The following is a 19,713-nucleotide window of genomic DNA, read 5'->3' as shown; positions in this document are numbered from 1 at the left end:
TAGTATATTGTATCTGCACTCACTCGCGTATGCATAACACTTCAACAAGCATCCCGCTAATGCAGTGCCTTTAATCAAATATTGCGGCTTCCTTGGCGAGCAGCCGCAACCAACCTGATGCAGGATGAGCTTCCAACCTTGCAAAACGGAGCACTATAGCGGCGCTGAAGGGCAGATCGTCGAGAAGTCACAGCGGCCGCAATGATGGCCGACGGCAGGCGTGTTGTCGCCCGTGGAGAAACGCTCAGCAGCTTTGTAAGCCTTCGTCATTTCTATAGCCTTCGAGCCTTCGACCTTGTCGATCTTCTCGGACAGCACGTGGTGCAGTGACATCGTGGTAGGACCGGGAAAACATAATCCGCGCAGCACCGGATTCATGATGGTCTTGTAGTCACTTACACCACGGCGAGAAAAGCGCAGAATTGCATACTCGGTACCGCCGTAGGCTCCCTCGATTCGAAAACCCCATGGCATATGCAGCGTTAATCCAGCTATAGTTGCCGTGGTTTCTTCGAACCTCCCTCCTCGTCCCTTCAAGGCCTGCACCTGCCTCGTACCCCTGTCGAGCGCATAGAGCGCGTCAGCCCAAAGCGAGGGGTCTTCTTTAGCGCTGGGCAATTTTCGGACGGCCCAGGCATCATCAAGCGCGAGTTGTGCCGAGCTCGACGCGCCGCTTGAGAATGCCTTAAGCGCGTCCATCAACGCCCATCGGGCACGTAGCGAAACGTCAATGTCGGATTCGCTCTGCATCTCCAGAACGCATCTGTACCAGTAGCGCAACGAGCACATTGCGTAGCTGTAGAAGTCTTCGAAAGGAATCGCCTTAGGTGAAGAAAACGCTGCTGTCGAAGAGGACTTCACCGCGGTCAGCGAGGGTCCGCTGTATTGCCTTTCTAGGTACTTCCCGGGGTGGCGCTCCAATTGCGGAGCGATCGATTTCCTGAACTTGACATCCTGATAAAGGTACAAGTGCCGCTTCGCTCTTGAGACAGCCACATAAAGCAGGTTGTTTCGCTCTACCGATTCCTCAAACTTGTATTCTTCCATCGTGCTGCCCAGTGCTTCAGGCGGCACGATGTCGAGAATTCCATCAGGCTGCCAACTGGGCTCTCGGCTTCCGTAGCTGTCGGCGCTCACGTAGCCGACGTGAACAGCCTCGAACTCCAGTCCTTTGCTGCCATGAACAGTCATCACGCGCACGCCGTCGAGCACAGCAGCCTCCGGCGGAAGCTCGCGCTGCCCTTGGCTATCGCCGATCCGCTGCCGCAGCCGTTGTCGCAGCAAATACCGCGACAGCCTCGCCTCTTTCATTTCACCGTCGCCGTTACGCACGCTATAGGCGAACTGCCAGAGCGCAACACGGCTCACCCAAGCTCGTACGCTGTTGTCAGCGGCAGGCGGTAGGCCGAAGCGCTTATCCAGCAATAGATGGCAGATGAAGGACCATGGATTCGAGCCGTGATGGAAACGCCCGATGAGCTCTCGGATGGAGGCCGTTACCGCCAGTCCGTGAGCGCTAAGCCCTGGCGGTGGTGCATGAATCCAACGACCTCTCTGGAAGGCCACATCGCTCTCTGAGGCCTTCAGCAGCACGCCTACGTCTCCCAACGACATGTTGAGGGACGAAATCCCTGCTAGGCCGACTAACGCCTTTGGCCGACGCTCAACCAAGAGCTGGATGAGACAGAGGATGCGCTTGACCTCGGCTCGTGCGGTCAGGTCACCGATGTAAATGATGGGAAGCCCTGCCTGCTCCAATAGCTCGGCGGACCGCTCTACGTCGCTCGACTTGCGGCAAAGCACTGCCTGGCGTCCGAAAGGTACCCCGCCGGCCTGCAGTTCGCGAATGACTTCAGCAATCGCGCCGAGGAGAGCATCGCCATCTCGGCAAGTGACAACAACCGGCTTTGAGCCCGATAAACCCTTGGTGGCGATGACCTCATCGAGTTTCAGCGAGCTCTCAAGAACGTGGTTACGTCCAACATGCTGCGTGAGGTCGACGATCTCCTGCGAGCTCCGACGATTGAACGTCAAGGGATACCGTTGGATTGAAGTTCCAGCGGCGTGCACCTTGAACTCGACATCGAACTTCTGGAGGCTTTTCAGCGAAGCGCCGCGCCAATGGTGAATTGCTTGCCGAACATCGCCGACCACCCAGATATGCTTCTTGTACGCCAGCTGGCGAAGCATCTCGACCATGGCCTGTGTGACGTCCTGGTACTCATCGACCAGAACGTACTGGAAGCGGTCGACCAACTCAACGAAGGGTGCCCTGTCATCTTTTAGGGCAATCGCTGGCTTCGAGATGAGGTCAACGAAGTCGACGGTGCGATGCTCCTTGAGCAGCGTCTCATGCAGCTCGAAAAGCGTGGCCACGTCGAACCTCTTTTGCAGAAGCTCGGCGTCTTCGACTTCATCGCTCTCGACAAAGCCCCTATAGGCGGCGGGGGAGACCAGTTCCTCCTTAAGCCTTGTGATGCCGTCAACAACGGTGCCAAGCCATTCGTACGGGTCTTCGACACGTAGGAAGTACTGAAGTTCGACGCGAGGGAGTGCCTTGACCAGATTGCTCATCGAGCCCATCAGATCAGAGACATGCAGGTTCGAGTCGAGTTGGAAATGTTGGTGATACTTCCGAAGAAACTCCAGTCCGAAGGAGTGGAAAGTGCCGGCCCATATGTCGGAAGCGTTAGGAATTCCGGCACTGCGCAATCGCTCGACCAGTTCCAACGCTGCCTTGTTCGTGAATGTTAGAACCAGAATCTTGCTCGGATGTACATGCTTCTCATCCACTAGGTACTTGACTCGATGGATGAGCGTCGTCGTCTTACCGGTACCCGGCCCTGCAACCACATTCGCGGCACGTTCCTGGGCGCTGGCTGCGGCGAACTGGTCAGGACTCGGCGCACTCAGGACGCTCGTTGTCTCGGGAGCTTCGGGAAGGAGCAGCCCGTCCAGCATCTGCTGTCGAACGAACTCCAACGGGATGCCCAGTTCTGTTGCGATCTCCGCAGGCCCCTTTCCAGCCGATGCAAGTTGACGAGCGACAGCTCGCGGCAACAAAAGCTCGCGGGCGAACACATTTGCCTGAAGCTCCTGTCTCTCTCTCGCTCCATAAGCCTCAACTTTGAGAACTGCGGGACTCCCCGCGCTGCCAAGCAGCGTCTCTAGATGTGCAACTGTGATCGCCGGCTTCGTCGCATCCAGGAAGTAGTGGCCCAACTCGTGCGCAACCAGGCCGCAAAAGTCGGCGCCCCATTCCTCAACTTCCGAGCTCACATAGATGAACATCTGCTCTCGCTGTAGTACGGCGGTCCCACCGCCGAGGTCGGTATAGGACGGCGGGACTGGCTCAATCGCAATGTTCAGGACGGATTCGATCTTGTGAAGAAGGTCCTTTGCTGCAATTGGCCTATGCGCGAGCACTGGCTCCAGCAGGAGCCGGGTCGCATGCGCTTCACTTCGAGCACGCTGGAATGGGTTCATAGGTTTCAAACTCCCAGATCAAGAAGCGCCTTGGTGTCGTCGGCCGAGAGACTTAATGACTTCACTGCGGAAGTCCATGTTGTGGGTGCCGTCGAAAGCCGAGGCTTCACCCCTTCCGCCTTGAACGCAGGCACTAGCCGCCGGTCGAAACTACCCCTGAACAAGGTCACCAGCAGCGATTCGGGAGCCTCGAAGGCCGACGCAAGTCGTGCGAGCAACTTTCTCGGAGCCTTCACGTTTCCTGCAAGGATGCTGGAAACGAGCGGAGTTGCTGCGGGCTGAAGTCCAAGCTTCACCACTAGCTTTCGAATCGAAGCTCCCTTGCAACTAGAAACTTTAGTCTCGAGTGACGCCAATGTCCTCTGCAATGAAATGCCATGAGCGGTGCACAGAACTGTCAGTTCGGAGACCGACTTCTGGTACTCCTTCGCAATGGACCGAAGGCGAACGGCGTGCCCTGGATCCAAACGAACCATGACCTGCTCGGATGTCGAGCTTTCCCATTCCTGGAACTCGTTTCCAATCAACTCGAAGAGCGACGTTGGGCTCGCATAAAGCGACTGTGCGACGAGGTCTTCAAACCCGAAGATCACAAATCGGCGGCAGACCTCCGCAAAACTCGTCGCCTCTTCAGCAGCGACCGAATCTAGATGCTCCTTCAAACGCAAAGGCAACGAGGCCCCAAGCGTCTGTTGCCTCGCTTTCGACAACGCTCGTTCGGGTGAGGAGTACTCTTTCCTCAATGTTGACTCAGTCTCGCTTGAGCTCATTTGAACGGTCTCGAATGATGCTGCGGAAGCTGTGAGCAAAGATGCGATCTCCTCAAGGACTAGCCGGATGGCCTCTTTGGAGGATGTCGCGGCAACTATGCGCCTTCCAGCACCGGCCACTTCATAGGAAACGGAAACGCGACCTTCGGGCTCCGGATGCAATTTGGCTGTCCGAAGAATGTTGGAAAATGTGTCCGGGAGTCGAGACAAGAGCATTTGCCCTTGAGCCAAGTCTGCTTGGTCCAGCACGGTTCGCATAAACGCCCTCCATGGCAGCAGGGGCGTGAGCGTGCCCCCTTGAAGCCTGTGTAGAAGTATATCAATAATGTATCAACCAATGGAGAATTTATGACTGCGTCAAAGCTGGCTGTGGCCGTCAGGTCTGCTGTCGACGACTGGAAGCAGGCGACTACCTTAGACCAACGAACGACTGCTCTGGCTTCTCCTGACGAACTCGGAATGACCCTTGGCAGTGCGGTGGCGAAGAAGCTTGAGAGCGCAGGCGAGGACCTAGCCGCCATGCGGCAGCACGCCGTTGCAGCCCCATTCGTTCTTCTTGCCGGAGTTTTTGAACCTGGCGAACTGCCCGACACTCCGGATTGGTTTACACCTGTTCCGGACGTTAGTGGAACGCAGATGGGCCGCGCTGCGGCTATCGCTGCTCATGCATTTCTTGGCTTAGAGACCATCTCTTACGGCTCCGAGAACAGCGGTGAGCTGTTTGTCAGTCTGACGGCGATTCCCGGCGAGGGTAAGTTTGCGCGCAAATCGCAGGGTGGGCTTCGAGGGCACACCGATGCGGTGAGCTTCCCGTTCAATGGGGACAGCGATGCCTCGAACGCCCGAATCGCGCCGTCCCCCGACTTGGTGACTTTGGTTGGCCTGCGGAATCCGAATGCGGTACCAACTACAGTGATGGTGTTAGGCGAAGCCCTGGCGAAGCTGTCGCCGGAGGATGTGCACGAGTTGAAGCTAGGACAGTTTTCCATCGGAGCCCAGACGACCTTCCTAGACGGGATGCAGGACATCCTCGGGGAAGTTCACGTCGCGATCGATGAACCAGTGCTCAAGGACGCGGCCATCGGCACAATGGTTCGTTTCAGTCACTCCAATGTGTCCCCAACCGAACCCGGTGGGGCAGCAGAAGTAGCCGCCGAGAATTTCACAAAGGCTTGCGGCGAGATTGCAAAGCCTGTGGCCATCGAGCCGGGAGACGTGCTGCTCGTGAACAATCGGCTGTGCCTGCATGGTCGAGCAGAAGTGGGTGTTGACATCGGCGGGCACTCACGATGGTTGTTGCGAACCTATGCACTGAACACTACGCAGCTCGATGACAGTAGGCGGCATCTTGGTGACCGGCCAGCTCATGTGCTCTACCCGTAACAGGCCTTGACGGAAAACCAGCAACCTTCCTGCAACCTTGACATTGGATCGCAGGACGAGTTTTGAAGATTTTGACTACGCAGTTCACCGGCGGGCTTCGAGGTTTTGACGCGCGAGCTGCGATGGGGCTGTGACCTTTAATGGCAGCTTTCGGGATTCAATGCAGCGGGCAGGATTTCCGCCGAGTGACCGCAGGCAGCATGAAGCCGCCGCCTGTGGGAACGCCTCCGAAGGCAGCTCCTGGCCGAATGCAGCCGGTCTTGACCAACCCGACCAGCAGCCATCTGCACAACCCAGCAAAGAAAAAGCGCCCGAAGCACAAGGCCCCGGACGCTTTCTCACCCCTATCTACCTGAAGTTGCACTCACCAAAGCCGCGCTTCAGTGGAATTGCTCCTCTTCCGTGGAGCCGGTCAGTGCCTTGACGCTGGACGAGCCGCCCTGGATCACCGTGGTCACATCGTCGAAGTAGCCTGCACCCACTTCCTGCTGGTGCGACACGAAGGTGTAGCCTTGTTCGCGGGCTGCGAATTCGGGCTCCTGCACCATGTTCACGTAGTGCTTCATGCCTTCGCCGTTGGCGTAGGCGTGGGCAAACTTGAAGGTGTTGAACCAGTTGACGTGAATGCCGGCCAGCGTGATGAACTGGAACTTGTAGCCGAGAGCCGACAGGTCTTCCTGGAAGGAAGCGATCTGGCTGTCGTTGAGGTTCTTCTTCCAGTTGAACGAGGGCGAGCAGTTGTAGCTCAGCAGCTTGCCCGGGCAGGCGGCATGCACGGCCTGGGCAAACTCGCGGGCAAAGCCGATGTCGGGCACGCCGGTCTCGCACCACACCAGATCGGCGTAGGGCGCATAGGCCACGCCACGGCTGATGGCCTGCTCCAGGCCGTTCCTGACACGGTAGAAGCCCTCCTGCGTGCGCTCGCCGGTCAGGAACGGCTTGTCGTTCGCATCATGGTCGGAGGTGATCAGGTTGGCGGCTTCAGCGTCGGTGCGGGCCAGCACGATGGTGGGCACGCCCAGCACGTCGGCGGCAAAGCGTGCGGCGATCAGCTTCTCGACGGCTTCCTGCGTGGGCACCAGCACCTTGCCACCCATGTGACCACACTTCTTCACGGCGGCCAGCTGGTCTTCGAAGTGCACGCCGGCCGCGCCTGCGGCAATCATGTTCTTCATCAGCTCGAAGGCATTGAGCACGCCGCCGAAACCGGCTTCCGCATCGGCCACGATGGGCAGGAAGTAGTCGATGAACTCCTTGTCGCCGGGGTTGATGCCGCGGCCCCACTGGATCTCGTCGGCACGCTTGAAGGTGTTGTTGATGCGGCGCACCATGGTGGGCACCGAGTCATAGGCGTACAGCGACTGGTCGGGATACATGGTTTCGCTGGTGTTGCCGTCGGCGGCCACCTGCCAGCCCGACAGATACACCGCTTCCAGGCCGGCCTTGGCCTGCTGCATGGCCTGGCCGGCGGAGATGGCGCCGAAGGCGTTCACATAGCCCTTCCTGGCGCTGCCGTTGATCTTGTCCCAGAGCACTTCCGCACCGCGCTGTGCCAGCGTGTACTCGGGCTGCAGGCTGCCGCGCAGGCGCACCACGTCGGCGGCGCTGTAGCCGCGCTTGACGCTCTTCCAGCGGGGGTTCTGGGCCCAGTCCTTCTCGAGGGCGGAAATCTGCTGTTCACGGCTCAGTTGCTGGGTCAGGGATTGGGGCATGTTGCTCTCCTGGGAGGTTGTTGAAACAAGCGGCTTTCTTGCGTCGGCCTTGGGATCAAATTTAAGTCTTATAGAAGACAAGGAAAGCATCTTGTATCTTATACAAGACTAAATTTTTTTCTTTTAAAAACAAAGAGTTATTTTTCATTTCCTCAATATGAAATGCAATTTCTCGTATTGAGAAAAATTGGCGCAATGCAACATTTCAATTTTTCATCATGCGAAAACAAGAATCCACGCAATGAAAACCCTGCCAGCATGGCACCTGTGTGCGGCAGGCGCGTGACGGGCGCTCCAGCCTGTCAATGCACACCGCACAGGTAACATCGCGCGATCGGGCGGCTGCCTTGCTGCGGCACGCCCCCCCTGCACCACATCCTTGCCGTGAACGCCTCTCATCGCACCTCAGCCTACGCATGCCTGGCGCTGAGCATGTCCCTGGTGGGCAGCTATGTCGCCCTGTCCAAGCCCCTGGCAGCGATATTTCCCGTGCTCCTGCTGGCTTGGCTGCGCTTTGGCATCGGTGCCATCGCCATGCTGCGCTGGCTGCGCAAGCCTGCGGACGAGGCACCGTTGTCACGGCGCACACAGGGACTGCTGTTTCTGGAGTCGCTGTTCGGCAACTTTCTTTTCACGCTCTGCATGGTCACCGGCGTGAGCCTGACCAGCGCCGTCACCGCCGGCGTGACCATGGCGGCGATACCGGCGGCCGTGGCCTTGATGAGCTGGCTGTTCTTGCGCGAGCGCGTGGCAGCGCGCACCTGGCTGGCCATCGCGCTGGCCGTGACCGGCATCGGCCTCCATGCATTGTCGCGACCCGAAGCCGACGGTTCCTTGCCCACCACGACATCGCCGCAGGCATGGCTGGGACAGGTCCTGCTCATCGGCGCCGTGCTCTGCGAGGCTTTCTATGCCGTCATCGGCAAGCGCCTCACCACAGCGCTGGGCCCCAAGCGCATCACTTCCATCGTCAACCTCTGGGGATTCGTACTGTCAACCCCGTTCGGGCTGTATCTCGCATGGCGGTTCGACTTCGGGGCCGTCACCGCCGGCACCTGGGGCCTGCTGCTGTTCTATGCACTGGCCGCCTGCGTCTGGACCGTCTGGCTGTGGATGACGGGATTGCGCAGCGTGCCGGCCTCTCAGGCCGGCACGTTCACCGTCTTGCTGCCGATCAGTGCCGCCGTTGTCGGCATGTGCGCCCTGGGCGAGCAGGTCTCCTCCATGCAGGCGCTGGCCTTTGCGATTGCCCTGCTGGGCATTCTTGTGGCCACCTGGCCCACCAGGAAGCAGCCGGCTCCTCCCCTCGCAACCAGCAAGGCCAGCCCGCCATAGGCCTGCAAAGCCAGCAGCCACCAGCAGCACAGCCCCAGGAAAGCGCCCTGGAATGCAAAAACTCCTCAAAAAACAGCGCTACAGCAACAAATCGAGGCAAAAATTTGACGACCGAGCTTGGAAGAGCGTTTTTTTCCCATTAGCATCAGCCTGCCAGTGGATAGCGACGGTTCTTCGCTGGTACAGAATCCACTCCCTATTAGGAACAAGCAACATGGCAACTGCAAAGAAGGCAACAGCTGCTCCGGCAGCTCCCGCAAAGAAGCGCACACCCAACGCCGCCTTCATGAAACCCCTCACCCCCAGCCCCGCCCTGGCTGCCGTGGTGGGTTCCACTCCCCTGCCCCGCACCGAGATCATCAGCAAGCTGTGGGTCTACATCAAGGCCAACAAGCTGCAGGACGCCACCAACAAGCGCATGATCAACGCCGACGCGAAGCTCAAGGAAGTGTTCGGCAAGCCCCAGGTCTCGATGTTCGAGATGGCTGGCCTGATCGGCAAGCACGTCAAGTAATTCCAGGGCTTCGCCCGCGGATGAAAGCCGGCCCCTCGGGCCGGCTTTTCTTTTTTTGCGCGTCTCCCGTACCATCCCGGACGACGCCGCACACCGACCACCTTCGCATGCCATGAGCAACGTGCCTGCCCTTCACGCCGTTCCCGACGGCATCGTCAACCTGGCCGACCACGAACTGCACGCGCGGCAGCGGCTCGATGACAACGCCTGGGCCTATTTCTCGGGCGGCGCGGCCGACGAGCACAGCCTGGCCGCCAATCGCCTTGCCTGGGATGCGCTGGCACTGTGGCCGCGCGTGCTCAGACCTCTGGCAGGCGGACACACACGGGTGCGATTGCTGGGCCAAGAGCTGGCATGCCCGCTGCTTGTCGCCCCCATGGCACTGCAGCGCATGGCGCATGCCGACGGGGAGCTGGCCACCACCTACGCTGCGGCGGCGCTGGGCTCGGGCATGGTGCTCAGCACACAGGCCAGCTTGCCGCTGGAGACGGTGGCACGGGCCGCGCAATCCACGCCCGGTCGCGGACCTCTGTGGTTTCAGCTCTACCTGCAGCATGACCGGGGATTCACCCGGCATTTGCTGGATCGCGCCGAAGCCGCCGGCTACGAGGCACTGGTGCTGACCGTGGACGCTCCGACCAGCGGCGTCCGGGACCGGGAACGGCGAGCGAACTTTCGCCTTCCTGCCGGCATTTCCGCTGTGAACCTGCGGGGGCTGGAGCCTCCCGCCGCCATGCAACTGGCGCCAGGACAGAGCGCACTTTTCGACGGGCTGCTGCAACAGGCCCCCACCTGGGAGGACATCGCATGGCTGCAGCAGCAGACGCGGCTGCCGATTGTGCTCAAGGGTGTGCTGCACCCCGCGGATGCCATCCAGGCCGCCCAGTTGGGGGTGGCCGGTCTCATCGTCTCCAACCATGGCGGGCGCACGCTGGACACAGCGCCAGCAACGGCCATCGCGCTGGGCCACGTGAGCCGCGCGTTGCGGGCGGCGGGACTGGACTTGCCCCTGCTGGCCGATGGCGGCATACGGCGCGGCACCGATGTGCTCAAGGCCATTGCCCTGGGAGCGACGGCCGTGCTCGTGGGCCGGCCCGTACTCTGGGGCCTGGCCAACGCAGGGGCTGCGGGAGTCGCCCATGTGCTGCGGCTGCTGAGGGACGAACTGGAGATCGCCATGGCGCTCACGGGCTGCGCCACACTGGATCAGGCCACGCCCGCACTGCTGGATCCCGGGCAGGCCTGAGGTCGCTACAGCCCTACAGCCAACCAAGCATTGCAAATGCGATGAATTCTCATTTATAATTTTTCATCCCATCAATAGCCAGCCACTACTGCCTGCAGCCATGATCGTCTGTGTTTGCCGCCGGGTTTCCGACCGTGAGATCGCACGCCACGCTCATGCGGGCATGAGCTTTGACGAGATCCAATTCGAATTGGGTATCGCCATGCAGTGCGGTCGGTGCGAGAGCTGTGCCCGGGACGTGGTAGCGCAATGCTGCGCAACCCAGCCTGTGGCCGCCATACACAATGAGACCGCGGCCCAGACCGTCCAGCTTGCCAACAACATCCTGGAGAGCAAAGCATGGTCCTCCTCTCAGCACTTGTCGGCAGCCTGATCCTCGTCGTTACATGCACCTGGTGGATCCTGCGCAGCTGATACTCCGTCCTTCGAGCGACGGCACATGGCATCCATCCGCCCGCCGCTCCTTCTGTCTCTATGTCCCAGTCTGAACGTTTTGGCCCCTCGGGGGGTCTTGGCCGCAACATGGCCATTGCAGGTTCGGTCGTGGCCTTGCATGCGGCAACCCTCTGGGCGATGCAGCATGGCCTGCTGCAGCGAGCCCCTGAAGAGGTCATCGTGCCAGTCCAGGTGATCGCGGAATTCATTTCGCCACCCGCACCCGAGCCGGAAGTCCCCAAGCCTCCGCCGCCTCCACCACCGCCCAAGCCCCAGCCGGTCGTGAAGAAGGCACCGCCCTTGCCCAAGGCCATCGCCGACCCCAAACCGGCGCCGGCGGCGCCACGAGGAACACTGGAAGAAGAGCCCAAACCCGTCGTGGAAGCCCCACCGGCTCCGCCTGCCCCCCCCCGGCACCACCCGCGCCTCCCGCGCCCCCCGCACCACCGGCTCCACCCAAGATCGAATTGCCGTCGAGCAACGCGGCCTATCTGAACAATCCTGCGCCCAGCTACCCGGCCATCAGCAGACGCATGGGAGAGCAGGGCACCGTGATGCTGCGCATCTTCGTGGATGAGCATGGCCTGCCCCAGAAGATCGAGGTCAGCAAATCCAGCGGCTACGAGCGCCTGGACCAGCAGGCCGTCGACGGCGTCAAGAACTGGAAATTCGTTCCCGGCAAGAGCAACGGTGTCCCCGTCCCGATGTCTGTCACCGTTCCGGTCAAATTCACTCTCAATTGATTCTCAGGAGTATCCATGGATTCCCAATTCGGCATTGCCCACGTCTGGACGCAGGGGGACTTCGTCACCCGGGCCGTCGCCATCATCTTGCTGGCCATGTCCGTGGCTTCCTGGCTGGTGATCATCGTCAAGGCCCTGGACATCGTGAAGTTCAAGAAGTTCGCGCGCAACGCCCAGGACTTCTGGCACAGCCCCGACCTGGCCAGCGGCCTGGAGAAGCTGGGCGACGACAAGGCCAACCCCTTCCGCTACCTGGTGCTGGAGGGCCGTGAAGCCACCGCCCACCATCGCAAGACCAGCGCCCACCTGCACGACACACTGGACATCAGCGACTGGGTGACCCGCTGCATGCGCAACGGCATCAGCGAGTTCACGGCACGCCTGCAGTCTGGCCTGGCCATCCTGGCTTCCGTGGGCTCCACCGCCCCCTTCATCGGCCTGTTCGGCACCGTCTGGGGCATCTATCACGCCCTGGTGGCCATCGGCCTGTCCGGACAGTCCTCCATCGACAAGGTGGCCGGTCCCATCGGCGAGGCGCTGATCATGACGGCGCTGGGCCTGGCAGTGGCGATTCCAGCCGTGCTCGGCTACAACGCCCTGGTGCGCGGCAACAAGTCCATCCTCAACAGCCTCAACAGCTTCGCCCATGACATGCACGCCTACTTCGTGACCGGCGCCCGCGTGTCCATCGACGGCAAGGAATCCGGCAATGTGCTGCCGCTGAAGAAAGGCGCCTGAGCATGGCTTTCGGAACGATGGACGATGACGCCGAGGATGTCATGAACGAGATCAACATGACGCCGCTGGTCGACGTCATGCTCGTGCTGCTCATCATCTTCATCATCACCGTGCCGGTGATGAAGCATTCGGTGAACGTGGACCTGCCGCGTGCCACCAACCAGCCCGAGGACGTCAAGCCCGCCACCGTGCGCCTGGCCGTGTCCTCCGACGGCCAGTACCACTGGAACGGCGTGGCCGTGAGCGATGCGCAGTTCGAGGAAAACCTCAAGACCGAGGCCGCCAAGGAACCTCAGCCCGACCTGCACATCCAGGGTGACAAGGAAGTGCGCTATGAGCGCGTGGCCCAGGCCATGGCTGCGGCCCAGCGTGCAGGCGTGCGCAAGATCGGCTTCGTGACCGACCCGGCCAAGTAGGCCCGGGGCCCTGCGGCCAGCCAGCGAACCGGCCCTGCGGGGCCGTTTCGCGCTCATGGACCCGGGGTTCCACGCTTTCCGACGAGGCCAGGACCGCATGCAGCCAGGCTTGCAGACCCTCAGAAACCACAATGAGAGTAAGTCTCACTTGCTTTTCAATTGAGAATTGTTATCATTCACAAAACTTTCCAATTTTTGAGGAATTCCCTGCATGTCTGCCACCTCCGCCGCCACCTCGCATCTGTCCGGCAACTCCAGCGCCCAGGCCTTTGCAGCGCTGCAGGCCGCAGCATCCGCCGCCTTGAGTGGTGCCGCCAGCGGACTGGACAGCACCTTGCTGCTCAACGGACAGAAGGCCGTGACCATCGTGCACAACGGCACACCCTACCGCCTGCAGGCCACCAAACTGGGCAAGCTCATCCTGACCAAATGACTCTTTCAAGCCACCGGCAGCCCGCGTCGGACGCCGGGGCCCTGTGTTTCATCGTGGGGCGACCTTGAGGCCATGGGGCCCGAGAGTCGATTAGCCAGCCAACAGAACCTCCCGGGTTTTGCGTAGCCAAGCACTTTTTCCCCCCGGACAACAGCGTGAAATGACCTGAAGAAAAAAAGCCCCTGCATCTGCATGCAGGGGCTTTTTCGCAGGCCTTGGCCCGAAGGACGGGCCAGGTATCAGCAATCCATCACAGGCCCAGGGCGGCAATGCCGGCGCTGGCCACCTGCGCATCTTCATTGGCCTTGACGCCACTGACACCCACGGCGCCCAGGCACTGGCCGTCCTTCATGATGGCAACGCCGCCTTCAAGCAGGCCATCCACGGTGGGGGCGCTCAGGAAGGCCGTGCGGCCGTTGTTGATCATGTCTTCGTAGCCCTTGGTATCGCGGCGGCCCAGGGCGGCCGAACGGGCCTTGGACGGAGCGATGTGGGCCGAGACCGCTGCGGCGCCATCCAGGCGCTGCAGCCACAGCAGATGGCCGCCATCATCGACGATGGCGATGGTCACGGCCCATTTGTTCTTCAACGCCTCGGCTTCGGCGGCCGCGGCAATGGCCTTCACATCGGCAAGTTCGAGTTCATGCTTGGTCTTCATAAGATTGCAGTTATCCATTCCATCACAAATGTCCTATAAGCATAGCAATCGTATGAGGACTGACAATGCATGCCCAGCACAAAACATTCGAAACCAAACCATGGCATGGGGTCCGGGTATTGCAGGCTGCGGGTTGGGCCCCACCTAGAATGGACCTGTCGCAACAACACTCCTTCGGAGGACTGGCCACATGAATGATCAAGTCACCACACTGGGCTCTGCGGGCTACGGTGTCTCGCAGCAAGAGCGCAATCGCGTATTGCGCAACACCTACTGGCTGCTGGCCCTGAGTCTTCTCCCCACCGTGCTGGGCGCTTGGCTGGGCGTGGCCACAAGCATCACGCGCTCGCTGACCGGCGGGTTGGGGCTGATCGTCTTCCTGGGCGGCGCCTTCGGCTTCATGTTCGCCATCGAGAAGACCAAGAACTCCGCGGCCGGCGTGCCAGTCCTGCTGGGCTTCACGTTCTTCATGGGCCTGATGCTGTCGCGCATGATCGGCATGATCCTGGGCTTCAAGAACGGCTCCGAGCTGATCATGACCGCCTTTGCAGGCACGGCCGGCGTCTTCCTGGTCATGGCCTCCCTGGCGACGGTGATCAAGCGCGACCTGTCGGGCATGGGCAAGTTCCTGTTCGTCGGTGTGCTGGTGCTGTTCGTGGGCTCCATCATCAACGTCTTCATCGGCTCCACGGCCGGCATGATGGCGATCTCGGTGGCAGCCATCGGCATCTTCAGCGCCTACATGCTGTATGACCTCAAGCAGATCATCGACGGCGGCGAGACCAACTACATCAGCGCCACGCTGGCCCTGTACCTGGACCTGTTCAACGTGTTCCAGAGCCTGCTGGCCCTGCTGGGCATCATGGGTGGCGAGCGCGACTGACACGCAGCCGCCTGGGGAAATCTCCCATGCCGAACAGCCAAGGCCTCCTGCGGGAGGCCTTTTTCATGTCCGCGATCATGAATTCGTGCAAGGCAGGCTCAACTTTTTCCGGACCCTGCCGATAATCCCCTCAAGATGACCATGCCTAATCTTCCCCGTACCTTCGCCATCCTGTTGCTGCCCGTGCTGCTCGCCGGCTGCAAGCTGGACGATATTCCGGGTCTGGGGCCGGATCCCCGCACCGTCGCCAAGGAGGCCGAGGCCAAGGCCATTGGTGGCGCCTGCCGCCATGCCCTGCGTGGCCTGGAAGACTGCTACACGCTCAATCCCAAGTCGCCCAAGGCCCTGGTGTTCGCGGGCTGGAAGGACATGGACGAGTACATGCGCGCCAACAAGATCGAAGGCACTCCCTCGGTGCTGGGCCAAAGCGATCGCCGCCGTGGCGACAGGGATGAGCCCCAGGCCGAGCCCTTGTCGGGTCGCAACCGCAGTTGATCCATTCCCACCGACTCACAGAAAAGCCGTGGCGCCCCGATAAGGCGGCCACGGCTTTTTCATGGGTGCCGTGCCGGGATCAGTCCCCGCAGCGCTCGAAGACCGCCATGCTTTCCACGTGGGCCGTGTGCGGGAACATGTTGATCACACCGGCCGAAACGCAGCGGTAGCCGGCCTGGTGGACCAGCAGGCCGGCGTCGCGCGCCAGCGTGGCCGGATTGCAGCTCACATACACGATGCGCTGCGGGAAGGACCAGGACTCGTGCCCCGCCGGCAAGGCAGGCGCATCCTCGGCACCGGTGCGCCCCTGGTGGATATCGGCCAGCGCCTTGGACAAGGCGAATGCGCCCTCGCGTGGAGGATCGACCAGCCACTTGTCGGCCACGCCGTCGGCAATCAGCATCTCGGGCGTCATCTCGAAAAGATTGCGCGCGACAAAGGAGGTCGGCGCCAGCTTGTCACTGGCCGGCCGCTGCGCATTGTTGGCCGCATAGTTTTCGTGGGAGCGCTGCACCAGGGCATCGCTGCCTTCGATACCCAGCACCTCGCGCGCCTGCGTGGCGATGGGCAGCGTGAAGTTGCCCAGGCCGCAGAACCAGTCGATCACCCGATCGCTCCTTTGCGCATCCAGCAGGCGAAGCGCCCGCGAGACCATGACGCGGTTGATGTGGGGGTTGACCTGGGTGAAATCCGTGGGCTTGAACGGCATGGTGATGCCGAAATCGGGAAGACCATAGTCGAGCTGCGCGCCGCCCTGCTCCATCCGGTGCACCGTGTCCGGCCCCTTGGGCTGCAGCCACCACTGCACATTGTGCTCGGCCGCGAAGGCCGTGAGCCTGGCCTTGTCCTCCGGTGACAGCGGTTCCAGGTGGCGCAGCACCAGGGCGGTGACGGCATCACCGCAGGCCACCTCGATCTGAGGGCAGGTTTCGCGCGCGTCCAGGGAGGCGATCAGCGCACGCATGGGCAGCAGCATGGCATCCACATGGGGTGGCAGGATCCTGCAAGTCTCCATGTCGGCGATGTAGCGGCTCTTGCGCTCGTGAAAGCCCACCAGCACCTTGCCCTTCTTGGCCACGTAGCGCACCGACAGGCGCGAGCGGAAGCGATAGCCCCAGGAAGGCCCCTCGATGGGGCGCAGCAGCATCCCGGGCCTGACCTTGGCCAGGTGCCAGAGATTGTCCTCCAGCACACGCTGCTTGATCGCGACCTGGGCGCCCACATGCAGATGCTGCATCTTGCAGCCGCCGCAGGCACCGGCATGCAGCCCGAAGTTAGGGCAGCCAGGGCGCACGCGCTGGGAGGATTCGCGGTGAATGGCCGTCAGGCTGGCCGCTTCCCAGTTGTTTTTCTTGCGGTGGGTGTTGGCGCTGACCAGCTCGGTGGGCAGGGCGCCGTCGATGAACACCACCTTGCCATCGCTCTTGCGGGCCACGCCCTGGGCATCCATGTCCATGGACAGCACGCGCAGCCAGCCATCGGGCAGCGCGGGCGCATCGGTGTCGGCTTCAGGAAGGTTGTCGGGGATCTTGTCGTCGCGGGATTCACTCATGGTGGCCCGATTGTCTCAGGCTCGCCGGGTGTCGCGCCGGCCGATGCCCCGAAAAGCCCCAGGCCTCAGGAACGCTGCTCCCGCACCAGCACCTGCTGGCGCTCCTGGCGGGCGCGGGCCAGTTGCTCGCGCTCGGCCAGCAGATTGACTTCGGTGATGCAGTTGAATTCGTCCAGCGTGAACACCATGGTCGCGCCACGCTCGATCTTGTCCACGGTCTGGTGCAGCGGCAAGGTCAGGTCCACCGGAGGGCGGTTGGAGCGGTAGATCAGCTCCTGCTCCGGCGTGTAGATGGAAAAGCAGGCAGCGGACGCGGCCTGCGCCAACGCGCAGGCGGCCAGCACGGCGGCGGCACGCAGGTTTTGTACAGCAGTCATGGTGTTCCCCTCAAAACGGCGGCCCGCCTGTGTGTGTACTGGATTGCGGGCCGGGCTGCCAGCATTATGAAGCAGGCCGCACGCCGGCCTTGCCGACCCCATGCGCCACGGTCCCAAGGCAACAGGATTTCGGTTCTTCTTGAAATTTCTCTCTTGACAGAAATTTTAGACCTGCGGACACTGGCTCCATGCAACTGAGTCCCATCGCATACCGCTTCATCCACCACTGGGGCGACATGGGCAGCAGCTGGGGGGTGAACCGCACGGTCGCCCAGATCCATGCCCTGCTGTTCTTCCATGGCCGCCCGCTCAACGCCGAGGAGATCGCCGACACCCTGGGCGCCGCGCGCTCCAACGTCAGCAACAGCCTCAAGGAGCTGCTCGGCTGGGAGCTGATCCGCGCCAGCCGCAGGCCCGGCGACCGCCGTGACTACTTCGAGACCTCCTCCGACGTCTGGGAACTGCTGCGCACCATCGTGCGCGAGCGCAAGCAGCGCGAGTTCGACCCGACCTCCGAGATGCTGCGCGCCCTGATCGCCGAACCCGGCTTCGAGGACGAATCCCCCGACACCCAGGACCGCGTGCACGAGACGCTGCGCCTCATGGAGTCCCTGGGCATCTGGACCGACGAGATGCTGCGCCTGTCGCCCTCCACGCTGGACAAGCTGCTGCGGCTGGGCGCGAGCGTGCAACGTTTCGTCCGGGCAGAGTCCGGTGCCGGTGGCCAACGCAGGCGCCGGACCTGAAATTTCCGTCCAAAGAGAAACTGGAGATCAACATGCGCATCCTGGTCTGCGGCGGTTCCGGCTTCATCGGCCGCCATGTCGTCAATCTCCTGGCCCTGTCAGGCCATGACCCCGTGGCGCGCAGCCGCCATTCCATGCCGGTGCTGGACTATGCCAAGGCCACCACCCCCGAGGCCTGGCTGCCCCACCTGGCCGGCATCGACGCGGTGGTCAATGCCGTGGGCGTGCTGCGCGACAGTGCTTCCCGGCCCATCGACGCCATGCACACCCTTGCGCCCGTGGCCCTGTTCGATGCGTGCGCCGCGGCCGGCGTACGGCGCGTGGTGCAGATCTCGGCCCTGGGCGTCGAGGGCAGCGCGACACGCTATGCGAGTACCAAGCGTGCCGCCGACGAGCACCTGCTGGCGCTGACTGCGGCCGGCCGGCTGCAAGGCAGCGTGGTGCGCCCCAGCGTGGTGTTCGGCGCGGGCGGCGCCAGCAGCGAGATGTTCCTGGCCATGGCGCGGCTGCCGGCGCTGCTGCTGCCGCGCCCCGTGCAGCAGGCGCGCGTGCAGCCCGTGGCCGTGCGCGACCTGGCCGAGGCCGTGGCCCGTCTGGCCACCCAGGCCGGGCCCATGGGACTGACCGAGATCGGCGGCCCCCTGCCATTGCCGCTGGCCGCGCTGATCGCCAGCCTGCGCGCGCAGATGGGCCGCTCCCCGGCCCGGGTGGCCACCCTGCCCGGCTGGCTCAGCCGTGCCAGCGCACGCGCCGGCGACTGGATCAGCGTCTCGCCCTGGTGCAGCGAGACCCTGGCACTGCTGGCCAGCGACAACGTCACCGACCCCGCCGGCCTCGAAGCCCTGCTGGGCCGTCCCGGCATTGCGCCGTCCCGGTTGCTGGCCACGCTGCACCATGGCTGAACCTGCCATCCATACCGTCCCCGCGCCGCTGCGCGCCATGCACGCCAGCCTGATCGCCGTCTGGCTGGGCACGGCCCTGGTCAGTGCGCTGGAGCACCGGGGCCTGAGCGTGCAGGTGCTGGCCGACGCCGGCATCCACGATGCGCGCTGGCAGGCCCTGCTGATCTGGAGCGGCCTGCTGGCCGACCTGGCCGTGGGCCTGGCGCTGTGGCTGCGGCCCGGCCGTGCCAGCTACCGGGCTGCCCTGCTTCTGATGGCGGCCATGACCGTGGTCGCCACGGTCATGCAGCCCTCGCTATGGCTGCATCCGCTGGGCCCCCTGCTCAAGAACCTGCCGATCGCAGCCATGCTGCTGCACCTCATGTCGGCCAACACCCTGCCGAAGGAGACCGCATGAACCTCTATCTGCTGCTCAAGACCCTGCACATCGCCTCCAGCGTGCTGCTGGTGGGGACGGGCCTGGGCTCGGCCTTCTACATGTTCTTCGCCAACCGCAGCGGCAGCGTCGCGGCCCAGGCCGTGGTCAGCCGCCTCGTGGTGCGCGCCGACTGGTGGTTCACCACGCCCTGCGTGGTGATACAGCCCCTGAGCGGGATCGCCATGGCCCATATGGCCGGCTGGCCGCTGACCACGCCCTGGCTGGCCCTGTCGCTGGGCCTGTACCTGCTGGCCGGTGCCTGCTGGCTGCCCGTGGTCTGGCTGCAGATGCGCATGGCACGCATGGCCCAGGATGCCGATGCGCGGCAGTCGGCCCTGCCTGCGCTTTATGCCGCCTATGCGCGCCGCTGGGAGGCGCTGGGCTACCCGGCCTTCATCGCCATGGCCGTGACCTACTACCTGATGGTCAACAAGCCCGCGCTCTGGGGCTGAGGCCCGGACGCAGGCCGGC

General features: G+C 62.5%; 20 protein-coding genes and 1 pseudogene. 15 read left to right on the top strand and 6 right to left on the bottom strand.

Features of this window, described 5'->3' with window-relative positions:
• Window positions 1-153: 153 nt before the first annotated feature.
• Together L1Z78_RS10125 and L1Z78_RS10120 are read right to left on the bottom strand one after the other, a co-directional pair.
• Complete coding sequence (locus L1Z78_RS10125; protein WP_234641365.1) at window positions 154-3,486, bottom strand: UvrD-helicase domain-containing protein; 3,333 nt, start codon at window positions 3,484-3,486, stop codon at window positions 154-156.
• Between the two features lie 5 nt (window positions 3,487-3,491).
• Window positions 3,492-4,514 carry a hypothetical protein gene (locus L1Z78_RS10120; protein WP_234641364.1) on the bottom strand — a complete coding sequence of 341 codons (1,023 nt, stop codon included), beginning with the start codon at window positions 4,512-4,514 and terminating at the stop codon, window positions 3,492-3,494.
• 90 nt (window positions 4,515-4,604) lie between these two features.
• Here L1Z78_RS10120 and L1Z78_RS10115 point away from each other — a divergent pair, with 90 nt between their 5' ends.
• The gene (locus L1Z78_RS10115) at window positions 4,605-5,639 is read left to right on the top strand and encodes a TauD/TfdA family dioxygenase (RefSeq protein ID WP_234641363.1); all 1,035 of its coding nucleotides are present in this window, start codon (window positions 4,605-4,607) and stop codon (window positions 5,637-5,639) included.
• A gap of 380 nt (window positions 5,640-6,019) precedes the next feature.
• On the opposite strand, the gene aceA is transcribed toward L1Z78_RS10115, so the two are convergent.
• Window positions 6,020-7,351 (bottom strand): isocitrate lyase, encoded by a 1,332-nt coding sequence (gene aceA, locus L1Z78_RS10110; RefSeq protein ID WP_234641362.1) that lies wholly within the window; start codon window positions 7,349-7,351, stop codon window positions 6,020-6,022.
• 384 nt (window positions 7,352-7,735) lie between these two features.
• Here aceA and L1Z78_RS10105 point away from each other — a divergent pair, with 384 nt between their 5' ends.
• The 8 genes and pseudogenes from L1Z78_RS10105 to hemP all read left to right on the top strand — a co-directional run bounded on the left by L1Z78_RS10105 (window position 7,736) and on the right by hemP (window position 13,211).
• Entirely contained in the window at window positions 7,736-8,686 is a 951-nt protein-coding gene (locus L1Z78_RS10105) for a DMT family transporter (RefSeq protein ID WP_267967004.1), read from the top strand.
• A 214-nt stretch (window positions 8,687-8,900) separates the two neighbouring features.
• Window positions 8,901-9,200, top strand: a complete 300-nt coding sequence (locus L1Z78_RS10100) for an SWIB/MDM2 domain-containing protein (protein WP_234641361.1) — start codon at window positions 8,901-8,903, stop codon at window positions 9,198-9,200.
• 112 nt (window positions 9,201-9,312) lie between these two features.
• The gene (locus L1Z78_RS10095) at window positions 9,313-10,446 is read left to right on the top strand and encodes an alpha-hydroxy acid oxidase (RefSeq protein WP_234641360.1); all 1,134 of its coding nucleotides are present in this window, start codon (window positions 9,313-9,315) and stop codon (window positions 10,444-10,446) included.
• 100 nt (window positions 10,447-10,546) lie between these two features.
• Window positions 10,547-10,819: a (2Fe-2S)-binding protein gene (locus tag L1Z78_RS10090; RefSeq protein ID WP_234641359.1), complete on the top strand. Its 273-nt coding sequence runs from the start codon at window positions 10,547-10,549 to the stop codon at window positions 10,817-10,819.
• Between the two features lie 101 nt (window positions 10,820-10,920).
• Window positions 10,921-11,624, top strand: a pseudogene (locus tag L1Z78_RS10085) (energy transducer TonB).
• Window positions 11,625-11,639: 15 nt separating this feature from the next.
• Window positions 11,640-12,362, top strand: a complete 723-nt coding sequence (locus L1Z78_RS10080; RefSeq protein ID WP_234641358.1) for a MotA/TolQ/ExbB proton channel family protein — start codon at window positions 11,640-11,642, stop codon at window positions 12,360-12,362.
• Window positions 12,363-12,364: 2 nt separating this feature from the next.
• Window positions 12,365-12,778 carry an ExbD/TolR family protein gene (locus L1Z78_RS10075; RefSeq protein ID WP_234641357.1) on the top strand — a complete coding sequence of 138 codons (414 nt, stop codon included), beginning with the start codon at window positions 12,365-12,367 and terminating at the stop codon, window positions 12,776-12,778.
• Between the two features lie 211 nt (window positions 12,779-12,989).
• A complete protein-coding gene (gene hemP, locus L1Z78_RS10070; RefSeq protein WP_234641356.1) occupies window positions 12,990-13,211 on the top strand; it encodes a hemin uptake protein HemP in 222 nt (73 codons plus the stop codon).
• A 250-nt stretch (window positions 13,212-13,461) separates the two neighbouring features.
• On the opposite strand, the gene L1Z78_RS10065 is transcribed toward hemP, so the two are convergent.
• Window positions 13,462-13,869, bottom strand: a complete 408-nt coding sequence (locus tag L1Z78_RS10065) for a GlcG/HbpS family heme-binding protein (protein WP_017405970.1) — start codon at window positions 13,867-13,869, stop codon at window positions 13,462-13,464.
• A gap of 190 nt (window positions 13,870-14,059) precedes the next feature.
• Here L1Z78_RS10065 and L1Z78_RS10060 point away from each other — a divergent pair, with 190 nt between their 5' ends.
• Together L1Z78_RS10060 and L1Z78_RS10055 are read left to right on the top strand one after the other, a co-directional pair.
• Complete coding sequence (locus L1Z78_RS10060; protein ID WP_234641355.1) at window positions 14,060-14,752, top strand: Bax inhibitor-1/YccA family protein; 693 nt, start codon at window positions 14,060-14,062, stop codon at window positions 14,750-14,752.
• Between the two features lie 141 nt (window positions 14,753-14,893).
• Window positions 14,894-15,247 carry a hypothetical protein gene (locus L1Z78_RS10055; protein ID WP_418921688.1) on the top strand — a complete coding sequence of 118 codons (354 nt, stop codon included), beginning with the start codon at window positions 14,894-14,896 and terminating at the stop codon, window positions 15,245-15,247.
• A gap of 79 nt (window positions 15,248-15,326) precedes the next feature.
• Here the strand turns inward: L1Z78_RS10055 and rlmD are convergent, their stop codons facing one another.
• Together rlmD and L1Z78_RS10045 are read right to left on the bottom strand one after the other, a co-directional pair.
• Window positions 15,327-16,799, bottom strand: coding sequence for a 23S rRNA (uracil(1939)-C(5))-methyltransferase RlmD (gene rlmD, locus L1Z78_RS10050; RefSeq protein WP_234641353.1), 1,473 nt, complete (start codon window positions 16,797-16,799; stop codon window positions 15,327-15,329).
• A 65-nt stretch (window positions 16,800-16,864) separates the two neighbouring features.
• Window positions 16,865-17,176, bottom strand: a complete 312-nt coding sequence (locus L1Z78_RS10045) for a hypothetical protein (RefSeq protein WP_234641352.1) — start codon at window positions 17,174-17,176, stop codon at window positions 16,865-16,867.
• Between the two features lie 188 nt (window positions 17,177-17,364).
• On the opposite strand from L1Z78_RS10045, the gene L1Z78_RS10040 reads away from it, so the two are divergent.
• Genes L1Z78_RS10040 through L1Z78_RS10025 form a run of 4 tightly spaced genes read left to right on the top strand, consistent with a single transcriptional unit; the run spans window position 17,365 to window position 19,694 of the window.
• Window positions 17,365-17,922, top strand: coding sequence for a GbsR/MarR family transcriptional regulator (locus L1Z78_RS10040; protein ID WP_234641351.1), 558 nt, complete (start codon window positions 17,365-17,367; stop codon window positions 17,920-17,922).
• Between the two features lie 32 nt (window positions 17,923-17,954).
• Window positions 17,955-18,824, top strand: coding sequence for an NAD-dependent epimerase/dehydratase family protein (locus L1Z78_RS10035; RefSeq protein ID WP_234641350.1), 870 nt, complete (start codon window positions 17,955-17,957; stop codon window positions 18,822-18,824).
• Window positions 18,817-19,221 carry a DoxX-like family protein gene (locus L1Z78_RS10030; protein WP_234641349.1) on the top strand — a complete coding sequence of 135 codons (405 nt, stop codon included), beginning with the start codon at window positions 18,817-18,819 and terminating at the stop codon, window positions 19,219-19,221. Before L1Z78_RS10035 ends, L1Z78_RS10030 begins: the two co-directional genes overlap by 8 nt.
• Window positions 19,218-19,694 (top strand): DUF2269 family protein, encoded by a 477-nt coding sequence (locus L1Z78_RS10025; protein WP_234641348.1) that lies wholly within the window; start codon window positions 19,218-19,220, stop codon window positions 19,692-19,694. The genes L1Z78_RS10030 and L1Z78_RS10025 overlap by 4 nt, the downstream gene beginning before the upstream one ends.
• The last annotated feature ends 19 nt before the right edge of the window (window positions 19,695-19,713 follow it).

Origin of the sequence: Delftia tsuruhatensis, assembly GCF_903815225.1 — a bacterium.
GTDB lineage: Bacteria > Pseudomonadota > Gammaproteobacteria > Burkholderiales > Burkholderiaceae_C > Comamonas > Comamonas tsuruhatensis_A.
The sequence above is the reverse complement of the archived record's forward strand: the minus strand, read 5'-3'. Positions and strand labels throughout refer to the sequence as shown.